General features: G+C 60.5%; 12 protein-coding genes. 6 read left to right on the forward strand and 6 right to left on the reverse strand.

Annotation, left to right across the window (positions count from 1 at the left end; genetic code table 11):
• The first annotated feature begins 22 nt into the window (after nucleotides 1-22).
• Nucleotides 23-589, forward strand: coding sequence for an ATP-dependent protease subunit HslV (hslV, locus tag WA989_RS05920; RefSeq protein ID WP_424339593.1), 567 nt, complete (start codon nucleotides 23-25; stop codon nucleotides 587-589).
• Nucleotides 589-1893 carry an ATP-dependent protease ATPase subunit HslU gene (hslU, locus tag WA989_RS05925; protein ID WP_424339582.1) on the forward strand — a complete coding sequence of 435 codons (1305 nt, stop codon included), beginning with the start codon at nucleotides 589-591 and terminating at the stop codon, nucleotides 1891-1893. Before hslV ends, hslU begins: the two co-directional genes overlap by 1 nt.
• On the opposite strand, the gene WA989_RS05930 is transcribed toward hslU, so the two are convergent.
• Nucleotides 1883-2230 carry a winged helix-turn-helix transcriptional regulator gene (locus WA989_RS05930; RefSeq protein ID WP_424339583.1) on the reverse strand — a complete coding sequence of 116 codons (348 nt, stop codon included), beginning with the start codon at nucleotides 2228-2230 and terminating at the stop codon, nucleotides 1883-1885. The genes hslU and WA989_RS05930 overlap by 11 nt on opposite strands.
• A gap of 54 nt (nucleotides 2231-2284) precedes the next feature.
• On the opposite strand from WA989_RS05930, the gene WA989_RS05935 reads away from it, so the two are divergent.
• The gene (locus WA989_RS05935; protein ID WP_424339584.1) at nucleotides 2285-3007 is read left to right on the forward strand and encodes an SDR family oxidoreductase; all 723 of its coding nucleotides are present in this window, start codon (nucleotides 2285-2287) and stop codon (nucleotides 3005-3007) included.
• A gap of 23 nt (nucleotides 3008-3030) precedes the next feature.
• On the forward strand, nucleotides 3031-3633 hold the full coding sequence (locus tag WA989_RS05940; protein WP_424339585.1) for a 2-hydroxychromene-2-carboxylate isomerase: 603 nt from the start codon (nucleotides 3031-3033) through the stop codon (nucleotides 3631-3633).
• A 140-nt stretch (nucleotides 3634-3773) separates the two neighbouring features.
• Here the strand turns inward: WA989_RS05940 and WA989_RS05945 are convergent, their stop codons facing one another.
• On the reverse strand, nucleotides 3774-4523 hold the full coding sequence (locus WA989_RS05945) for a PhyR family response regulator anti-anti-sigma factor (RefSeq protein WP_424339586.1): 750 nt from the start codon (nucleotides 4521-4523) through the stop codon (nucleotides 3774-3776).
• Nucleotides 4524-4642: 119 nt separating this feature from the next.
• Entirely contained in the window at nucleotides 4643-5641 is a 999-nt protein-coding gene (locus WA989_RS05950; protein WP_424339587.1) for an adenosine kinase, read from the reverse strand.
• Between the two features lie 82 nt (nucleotides 5642-5723).
• On the opposite strand from WA989_RS05950, the gene WA989_RS05955 reads away from it, so the two are divergent.
• Nucleotides 5724-6590 (forward strand): ATP-grasp domain-containing protein, encoded by an 867-nt coding sequence (locus WA989_RS05955; RefSeq protein WP_424339588.1) that lies wholly within the window; start codon nucleotides 5724-5726, stop codon nucleotides 6588-6590.
• Here the strand turns inward: WA989_RS05955 and fsa are convergent.
• From fsa to WA989_RS05970, 3 genes are read right to left on the reverse strand one after another with little or no spacing between them, the layout of a single operon-like run.
• Nucleotides 6587-7237, reverse strand: a complete 651-nt coding sequence (gene fsa / locus WA989_RS05960; RefSeq protein ID WP_424339589.1) for a fructose-6-phosphate aldolase — start codon at nucleotides 7235-7237, stop codon at nucleotides 6587-6589. The two genes, WA989_RS05955 and fsa, sit on opposite strands and share 4 nt — an antisense overlap.
• A 13-nt stretch (nucleotides 7238-7250) precedes the next feature.
• Complete coding sequence (locus WA989_RS05965; protein WP_424339590.1) at nucleotides 7251-8198, reverse strand: UDP-glucuronic acid decarboxylase family protein; 948 nt, start codon at nucleotides 8196-8198, stop codon at nucleotides 7251-7253.
• Nucleotides 8198-9508 carry a UDP-glucose dehydrogenase family protein gene (locus WA989_RS05970; protein ID WP_424339591.1) on the reverse strand — a complete coding sequence of 437 codons (1311 nt, stop codon included), beginning with the start codon at nucleotides 9506-9508 and terminating at the stop codon, nucleotides 8198-8200. The genes WA989_RS05965 and WA989_RS05970 overlap by 1 nt, the downstream gene beginning before the upstream one ends.
• A gap of 190 nt (nucleotides 9509-9698) precedes the next feature.
• Between WA989_RS05970 and WA989_RS05975 the strand changes: the two genes are divergently transcribed.
• Nucleotides 9699-10202: a J domain-containing protein gene (locus WA989_RS05975; protein WP_424339592.1), complete on the forward strand. Its 504-nt coding sequence runs from the start codon at nucleotides 9699-9701 to the stop codon at nucleotides 10200-10202.
• The last annotated feature ends 42 nt before the right edge of the window (nucleotides 10203-10244 follow it).

Consider the following 10244-nt stretch of genomic DNA (forward strand, 5'->3'; position numbering starts at 1 on the left):
CCCTTACGCCACATCACCCGGCGTGACAGAACAAGCTAATGACAAATCGCCGCTCTGGCATGGGACAACCATCCTCGCGGTTCGCACCGATGATCATGTCGTTCTCCTGAGCGACGGGCAGGTCTCCATGGGCCAGACCGTTATGAAGGGGAATGCCCGAAAGGTCCGCCGGATCGGGAATGGCGAGATCCTCGCAGGCTTTGCCGGCGCGACGGCCGACGCCTTTACACTCTTCGAACGGCTGGAACAGAAGCTCGAGCGGTTTCCGAACCAGCTTCAGCGCGCCGCCGTCGAGCTCGCCAAGGACTGGCGCACCGAAAAATATCTCCAGAAGCTCGAAGCGCTTCTGATTGTCGCTGACAAGGAAGTGACCCTGGTGATTACCGGCGCGGGCGATGTGCTTGAGCCGGAACACAATGTCGTGGCAGTCGGGTCAGGCGGGAACTACGCCCTGTCCGCGGCCCGCGCGCTCTACGAATACGAGAAAGATGCAGAGACGCTCGGCCGGCGCGCCATGGAGATCGCCGCCGACATCTGCGTTTACACAAACGGCCATTTCTCGGTCGAAAAACTGGACCTGAAATCCTGATGACTGTGCTTACCCCTAAGGAAATCGTCGCCGAGCTTGACCGGCATATCGTTGGCCAGGCCGATGCCAAGCGCGCTGTAGCGCTGGCGCTCCGCAATCGTTGGCGCCGCAAGCAGGCACCCGATAATCTGCGCGAAGAGATCACGCCGAAGAACATATTGATGATCGGGCCGACCGGCGTCGGCAAGACTGAAGTCTCGCGCCGTCTCGCCAAGCTCGCCAATGCGCCTTTCCTGAAGGTCGAGGCGACCAAGTTTACCGAGGTCGGCTATGTCGGCCGGGACGTTGAGCAGATTGTCCGGGACCTGGTTGAATCAGCGGTCGGCATGGTCAAGGACCAGCGCCGCAAGGCTGTCGAAGAACAGGCCCGAGAGGCAGCAGAAAAACGCCTGCTCGATTCGCTTGTTGGTGAAGACGCGCAATCCTCTACGCGCGAGGTCTTCCGCCGGAAGCTGCGCGAGGGCGAGCTGGATGATCGGGATATCGATATCGAGCTTGCCGATACCAGCAATCCTTTGCCGATGATGGACATGCCGGGCGGCGGCGGGTCGATGGGCATGGTCAATATCGGCGACTTGCTCGGCAAGGCGATGGGCGGGCGAACCAAACGCGTCCGAACCACGGTGAAGGATGCGTACAAGCCCCTGATCCGTGAAGAGGCCGACAAGCTGATCGACGAGGAAAGCGTGACGCGTGAAGCGATCCGACTTGTCGAGGCCGATGGCATCGTTTTCCTCGACGAGATCGACAAGGTTGCCGGCTCAAGCGGGCGCAGCGGCGCAGATGTGTCGCGCGAAGGCGTTCAACGCGACCTCCTGCCCCTCATCGAGGGTACGACCGTTTCGACCAAACGCGGGCCGGTGCGCACCGACCATATCCTGTTCATCGCGTCTGGCGCTTTCCACGTCGCCAAGCCGTCCGATCTGCTGCCAGAGCTGCAGGGCAGGCTGCCCATCCGCGTTGAGCTCAAGCCGCTGACCCGCGATGACATGCGCCGGATCCTGGTCGAGCCTGAAGCCTCGCTCATCCGCCAGCATGAGGCGCTGATGACGTCTGAGGGCGTTGAGCTCAAATTCGAGGATGATGCCATTGACGCGCTGGCCGACATCGCCGTGAAAGTGAATGACACGATCGAGAATATCGGCGCGCGGCGCTTGCAGACCGTGTTGGAACGCCTGCTTGACGAGATCAGTTTCACCGCGCCAGACCGCTCCGGAGAGACGGTGACGATCACAGCAGACTATGTCGAGGCACAGCTCTCTGATCTGGCTGGCAATAGCGACCTGTCGAAATTCATCCTTTAGAGGCGGTCGCCGCGCGGCGAACGGGCCTGTGTTTCTTGCCCCAGTCCCTGAAAGCGACAAGCGCCGGGCCGAACTCCTTGCCCTTTTCGGTCAAGACATATTCGTAGCGTTTCGGGCGCGAGCTGTAGAGCTGTCGCTCGACCACGCCTGCGCTGACCAGGCGTTTGAGGCGAGAGGACAGGATGTGCCGTGTCGCGCCGGTATTGGCGGCAAATTCCTCGAATTTAGAATAGCCGAGAAAGCAGTCCCGCAGGATCAGAAGCGTCCATCGGTCGCCGACCAGGGTCAGCGTGCGGGCTACAGGGCACCAGTTTTCGTCAAGTTCGTTCCATTTCATGATGACAAGGCATAGACTGATTTGCTAAAGTTCCAAAATGGAACTTAAATTCACATGACTCCGGCGGCAATCATTATAGGGGCGGGCGATGCGACTGGCGGGGCCATCGCCAGGCGGTTTGCCAAGGGCGGTTTCACCGCTGTCTGTACGCGCCGCACCCGCGAAGCGCTAAATCCACTCATAGAGGAGATCGAGGCGAAGGGCCATTCGGCGGTCGGGATTGGATGCGATGCGCGTTCGGAAGAGGAGACCATCGCGCTGTTCGACCGGGTCGAAAAGGATATTGGGCCTGTAGAGGTCATGGTGTTCAACATCGGCGCCAATGTCCGCTTTCCGATTACAGAGACGACGGCCCGGGTGTACCGGAAAGTCTGGGAAATGGCCGGCTTTGCAGGCTTCCTGGCAGGCCGGGAGGCTGCTCGCGTGATGACGCCGAGACAGACGGGCACGATCATCTTTACCGGTGCAACAGCCTCGATGCGGGGCGGTGCCGGCTTCTCCGCCTTTGCTGGCGCGAAATTCGCGCTGCGGGCGCTGGCCCAGTCTATGGCGCGCGAGCTCGGCCCCAAAGGTATTCACGTCGCTCACTCCATAATCGACGGCGCGATCGACACCGCTTTCATCCGCGACAATTTTCCAGAACGCTACGCGCTCAAGGATGAGGATGGGGTCCTGGATCCCGAGGCGATCGCCGAGGCCTACTGGATGCTGCACAATCAGCCCCGCTCGGCCTGGACGCATGAGCTCGACCTGCGCCCGTGGATAGAACAGTTCTAAATAGGCACTGAGGAGTACGGCCCATGACCCGCAAACTCGAATTTTTCTTCGATTTCATAAGTCCCTTTTCCTGTGTCGCGTTTCATGCCCTGCCTCACCAATTGGGTGACCTGACGAAACAGGTCGAATACCGCCCGATGTTCCTAGGCGCCGTTATGCAGGCAACTGGCAATCGTCCGCCCGGCATGGTTCCCGCCAAGGCCAAGTACCTGCCGCAGGATATTCAGCGCTGTTGCAGGCGCTATGGCATCACGTTCCGGATGAACCCCCACTTTCCGCTGATGAACACACGCCCTGCCCTGCGCGCCGCGTGCGCACTCGCCGACCGGCCGGACGATCAGAAGCGCTTTATCGAGACGGTCTTTCATCATGTCTGGGCCGCTACGGATCCGCTCAATATCGAGGATCGCGAACAATTCGCCGGGATACTCAAACAGGCCGGATTTGACCCCGAACAGGTTCTGGCCGGGGCGGAAAATGAAGAGGCAAAAGCGCAGATGAAAGCCAATACCGATGACGCGATTGCGCGCGGCGCTTTCGGGGCACCGAGTATTTTCGTGGGAGAGGAGCTGTTCTTCGGCCATGACAGGCTGGACTATGCCCGCGAGGCGCTGGAGGCGGGCTGAATGTCGGCGAAATAAAGTTTGGAACGCTTTGCGCAGGCCGCGCATAGGAGATGTGAAGCATTAATTCTCCAGCTTCGACACCCACCTTTCAGACCGGCGCTTCGGCGCCGGTTCTTTTTTGGGGCGGCATCTGCGTGCCGCTAGTCTTCGGCTCTGGCTTCTTCAGCTTTCTGGATAAGCGCCTGGCTGATCACGGCTTTGACCATATCCGGGCGGAACGGCTTGGGGATCAAAAAAGCCGGCTCCCCCGTCTCGCCCTGGAGAAGGTTCTGTGGGTAGGCCGTGATGAAAATCACGGGAATGTCATGCTCGCGCGTAATCGCTGCGACCGCATCGGGGCCCGATGAGTCATCGGCCAGCCGGACATCGGCGAGGATCAGCCCTGGCGGGTGAGCCAGACAGAACTCCACCGCCGAATCGCGTGTGCTTGCCTGGCCGGTCACCCGGTGGCCCATCTGCGTTGCGATTTGTGCGATATGCGCCGCCACAAGCGGCTCGTCTTCGATCACGAAGACATCGGTCGCCAGCGACACCATGAGCGAGTCCTCTGCTTCCGCGATCAGGCGCGTCACCTGGCTGGTGTCGGCGCGCATGATGGCTGCCACATCTTCAAGCGCGAAGCCTTCCATGGCGGACAGCAGAAGCGCGCGCCTTGAATCGGTCGACAGCGGGCCGAATTCGGCTGCACACGCGGATCGGGAGCGGTCTGCGACGATGGCATCTAGATCTCTGAAGAGAGAGACCCGGTCAGCCGATGACCATGGCGCTTCGATCAGTTTTTTCAGTAGGCGTTCGACGAGATCGTCGCCATGCAGGCTATTGCCAGTAGCGGCGCGCGCATATCGTCTTAGAAAGGGCATCTCCCTCTCAATCTTGTCTGCAATTCCCATTACAGGCCAGCCTCGTTGCCGTCCTGCCTACACAGCGCCAAATAGATTTAAAATTGATTAGCGTTAACACCCGCAGCGACGCGGGCATTCTTGCGAACCTGTCAGTCGTGAAGGTGCCTTTAAGCGGAAATCCCGGCCTTTTCAGCCAGAGAGGACAGGGGCACTTCCGGTCTCGGGCCATAATGCGAAATGACTTCAGCCGCCGCGATATGGCCCAGCCTGGCGCAAAGCTCCAGCGGAAGGTCGCGCGACAGGCCGAACAGGAATCCGGCTGCATACTGGTCGCCTGCCCCGGTCGTATCGACGACCTTGTCGACCGGTTCTGCCGCGACCGCGATTGGCTCGCCCTCACCGATCACGACTGAGCCCTTTTCAGACCGGGTGATCGCTGCGAGCCCCGTATCGGCGCGAAGCTTGTCGACCGCCTGGTCAAAATCGCGCGTTTCATAAAGGGAAAGAAGCTCTTCTTCGTTGGCGAACAGCACATCGACATGGTTCTGGATCAGGTGAAGGAAGCTGTCGCGGTGACGCTCGACGCAGAAACTGTCTGACAGGGTGAGCGCGACCTTGCGGCCCGCGGCTTTGGCGATCTCCGAGGCATGCACGAAGGCGGCCTTGGCCGCTTCCTCGTCGAAGAGATAGCCCTCGAGATAGAGGATACCGCCGGCCTTTACTGTCTCCTCCTGAACATCATCGGGCGAGAACAGCACCGATGCGCCAAGGAAGGTGTTCATGCTGCGCGCACCATCGGGGGTGACGAAGATGATGGAGCGGGCGGTGGCCGGTCCTTCGCTCAGCGCTGGTGTATCGAACGGGATGCCGCTCTCATTCATGTCGCGGCGGAAAACATCGCCCAATGCGTCCTCAGCAACCTTGCCAATATAGGATGCGCGACCGCCAAAGCTGGCAATGCCGGCAATCGTGTTGGCGCCCGATCCGCCAGAGAGCTGGCGCGCATCGGTCGCCGCTGCCGTCAGCGCATCGGCGCGCGGCTCGTCAATCAGCGTCATGCCGTCCTTGCGGATGTTGAACCGGTCAAGGAAGCTGTCTTCCACGGGCGCGATGATATCGACAATAGCATTGCCGAGGCCGACGACGTCAAAACGGATTTCGCTCACGATTACCTCTTAATTTCTCTCAGGAGGCCCTTCGCAAACCTTGCCCGTGGACGCAAGCCGGGGTGGCAGATATAGGCGCGCCATGCACATCGCCTATCTTGCTTCTCAGGTCACCATGCCGGGCTCGCCCATCCGGCGGGCAGACGCGTTCGAGCATGATCTCATCATGTCGCTCCTACGACCTGCTTTCGAGGCAAGAGGCGCGCGACTGACAGATATAGCATGGGATGATCCGGGGGCGGACTGGGCAAGTTTTGATGGCGCGCTGATCGGTACCGCCTGGGACTATTGGGACCGGATGGAGGAGTTCCTTGCCGCCCTTGCAGCCATCGAGGCGAAGACGCCGCTCTTCAACCGCGCCGCGCTCGTCCGCTGGAACATTCACAAAAGCTATCTGAGAGATATTGAGGCAAAAGGCGCGCGGCTTATCCCGACGGTCTGGATGAACCGGGCAGACGAGGCGTCTGTACAGGCGGCGTTTGATACCCTCGGAACCGACGACCTGGTCCTCAAACGGCAAGTCGGCGCAGGGGCGGATGGACAGGTCAGACTGCGGCGCGGAGAGCCTGTTCCGGCGTTGGCACATCCGATGATGGCACAAGGCTTTCTGCCCAGTATCGAGCGCGAGGGTGAGTTCAGCTTCATCTTCATCGATGGCGCGCTGTCACATGCGCTGATCAAGAGGCCCGCAGCGGGCGACTATCGTATCCAGTCGCTCTATGGCGGCACGGAAGCGGCAGTCACGCCTCCAGAAGAAGACCGGAAAGCGGCTCAGTCTGTGCTCAACATGCTCGGGACGCCGCCGCTCTATGCCCGCGTCGACATGGTGCGCGGCGAGGATGGCGGGCTGTTGCTGATGGAGCTCGAACTGATCGAACCCTATCTCTATCCCGAGCAGGGACCGCAACTGGGCGACCGTCTGGCCGACGCTGTGCTGGGACGGCTCTAAACCTTCACGCCCGCTTTTTCAGCGTCCGCCAGGAAGGCGGCAAGACCCTTGTCGGTGAGCGGGTGATCGAGCAGGCCCTTGAGCACTTTGGTCGGCACGGTTGCGACATCCGCTCCGGCGAGCGCTGCTTCTTTCACATGATTGGCACTGCGGATCGATGCAGCAAGGATTGCTGTCTCGAACATGTAATTGTCGTAGATCGTCCTTATGTCCTCGATCAGCTCCATGCCGTCGATATTGATATCGTCCAGCCGGCCAATGAAGGGCGAGATGTACGTGGCGCCGGCCTTTGCTGCGAGGAGCGCCTGATTGGCCGAGAAACAGAGCGTAACGTTCACAGCCGTGCCGGCATCAGTCAGCGTGCGGCAGGCGCGCAGGCCATCCAGCGTCAGCGGGAGCTTCACCGCAACATTGGACGCAATCGCCTGCAGCTTTTTGCCTTCGCTGACCATTGTTTCGTAATCGGTTGCCACGACTTCAGCGCTCACATGGCCTTCGGTCAGCTCGCAGATTTCCGCGATGACCTCGGCAAAGGGGCGCCCCGATTTGGCGATCAGGGACGGGTTGGTGGTCACGCCATCAATGAGGCCCGTTTCGGCGAGGTCCTTGATCTCTGCGGTATCTGCGGTGTCTACGAAGAATTTCATGGGCGGTCTCCTGTCACGCGTTTGTCAGCTGTCTGAAATAGTCGATCGTCTTCTCCAGCCCGTCGCGGAGTTTGACGGTTGGTTCCCAGCTCAGCGTGTCCTTGGCGCGGGTGATATCGGGCTGGCGCTGGCGGGGGTCGTCCTGTGGTAGCGGCTTGTGAACGAGCGAGGATTTCGCCCCTGTGAGCTCGATGATGAGTTCGGCAAGTTCCTTGATCGTGAACTCGCCAGGATTACCAAGATTGATCGGGCCGGTGACGTCCGGGCCTGTGTCCATCAGCCGGATCAGCCCTTCGACCAGGTCATCGACAAAGCAGAAGCTGCGGGTCTGCTGGCCGTCACCATAGAGCGTGATATCCTCACCGCGCAGGGCCTGCATGATGAAGTTGGAGACGACGCGCCCGTCATTCGGGTGCATGCGCGGGCCATAGGTGTTGAAGATCCGCGCGACCTTGATCTCGGTGCCATGCTGGCGGTGATAATCGAAGAACAGCGTCTCGGCGCAGCGCTTGCCTTCATCATAGCACGAGCGTGGGCCGATCGGGTTCACATGGCCCCAATACTCCTCGCGCTGGGGATGGATTTCCGGATCGCCATAGACCTCCGATGTCGACGCCTGGAGGATTTTCGCCTTGGTCCGCTTGGCAAGACCGAGGGCGTTGATGGCTCCGTGAACGCTGGTCTTCGTCGTCTGCACCGGGTCGAACTGATAGTGAACCGGGCTCGCCGGGCAGGCGAGATTGTAGATCTGGTCGACCTCCACGAAGAGCGGGAAGGTCACATCATGGCGCATCAGCTCAAAGCGCGGATTGTCCATGAGATGGGCGACATTGGTCCGCGTGCCGGTGAAGAAATTATCGACGCAAAGCACCTCGGCGCCCCGGTCCAGCAGGCGCTCACAGAGAAAGGAGCCGATAAAACCGGCGCCGCCTGTCACGAGGATGCGCGGAGCAAGGTGCATCAGTCTGCAGGCCGCCCGACGCTGATATATTTAAAGCCGCGTTTTGCCATGTCTTCTGGCGAGTAGATGTTTCGAAGGTCGACGACGATATCGCTGTTCAGCGCCTCTTTCACCCGGTCGAGATCGAGCGCGCGGAACTGGTCCCATTCTGTGATGATGACCATGGCGTCCGCCCCGTCGATCGCGCCATAGGCGTTCTCGGCATAATCGAGCCCGCTCATCAGCTTCTGCGCCTCCTCCATGCTTTCAGGATCATAAGCCCGGACCCTGGCGCCGGCCTCGATCAGCGCCGGCACGATATCGAGGCTTGGCGCATCGCGCATGTCGTCTGTATTCTGCTTGAAGGCGAGGCCGAGCACGCCGATCGTCTTGCCTTTGACGTCGCCGCCCATGGCCTTGATGATCTTGTCCGCCATCGCCTTCTTGCGGGCCGCATTCACCTCCACCACCGTATCCACGATGCGGACCGGCGTGTTGTAATCATTCGCCGTCTTGGTCAGCGCCAGCGTATCCTTCGGAAAGCACGAGCCGCCATAGCCCGGGCCCGCATTCAGAAATTTCCGCCCGATCCGGCCATCCAGCCCGATCCCGCGCGAGACTTCCTGCACATTGGCGCCGACCGCTTCGCAAAGGTCTGCCATCTCGTTGATGAAGGTGATCTTCACCGCCAGGAAGGCGTTGGCCGCGTATTTGATCAGCTCGGAGGTACGCCGGCTGGTGAACAGGATCGGCGTCTCATTGAGGAAGAGCGGGCGGTAGAGCTCGCGCATCACTTCGCGGGCGCGCTCGCTGTCGGTGCCGACGACGACGCGGTCGGGGATCTTGAAGTCCTTGATGGCGGCGCCTTCGCGCAGGAATTCCGGATTGGAGACGACGGCAAAATCAGCGTCGGTCTTCGTCTTGCTGATGATCGCCTCGACTTCGTCGCCCGTACCGACGGGGACGGTCGATTTCGTCACGACAACTGTGAAGCCGTCCATCAGCGAGGCGATCTCTTCGGCGGCGGCATAGACATAGGAGAGGTCTGCATGGCCATCGCCGCGCCGGCTCGGCGTTCCGACGGCGATGAAGACTGCATCGGCTTCTGCAATGGCGTCTTTCGCGTCTGTCGTGAAGGTCAGGCGGCCCGCCTCGACATTCTGGGCGACAAGATCATCCAGCCCCGGCTCATAGATCGGAATCTCGCCTTTCTTCAGACGATCAATCTTGGACGCATCCTTGTCGACGCACGTCACGACATGCCCGAAATCGGCGAAACACGCCCCACTCACCAGGCCCACATAGCCTGTCCCGATCATCGCTACGCGCATGGAATTTGTCCTGTACTTGTCTAAGCCTTCAACGTGCGGCGAGGGGTGCGATTTTTATGCTTAAAGGTCAAGAGAAAGGGGGCAGGGTCAATCGCGGTAAATTTGATCATTCTTCCTAATCGCCCGTTATCCAGCAGCGGGCATAATCCACCTCTTGGGGGGTCTTGGTTGAGCCTGACAGGGGTGCGACGTGTTCTGGAAGTCCTATCTCCCAATTTTTGTTGCGCAGGCGGCGCTCGTGCTCATCTACATCGTCTGGCCGCTGATCAGGAAGCTTGGCGCGTGGATGCTGAAAAACCTCGACGCCTGGTCTCCAGCCAAGCCCGAAGTCGAGGCTCGCCAAACAGGCCGGGCTAGCAGGGCGCCCAGGGACGAGGTATGGGGCGATTATTCGGCGCGTTTCGAACAGGCCTTTTTTCGGGCGCAACAGAAGACAGGGCCGCAGCGCCCTCCGCCTCGGCCGCCAGTGCCTCCACCCGCACCGCCGAGCCCGCGCGAGAGCTATCTCCGCACACTTGGCCTATCGGGGGCGCCGGATTCCAAGCGGTTGCGGTCCGCCGATCGCCGGCTCGCCAATAAATACCACCCTGATCACTACGCCACGGCGGCGCATTCAGAAGCAGACAGGTCTCGCGCCAGCCGGCGGATGCAGAAAATCAACGAGGCCTATGACTGGCTCACCGAAAATCCCTGAGGCCTGTTTGACCGGCGATCCGATGGCGAGCAGGCCTAGATC

It is taken from the genome of Henriciella sp. (assembly GCF_049649345.1).
GTDB lineage: Bacteria > Pseudomonadota > Alphaproteobacteria > Caulobacterales > Hyphomonadaceae > Henriciella.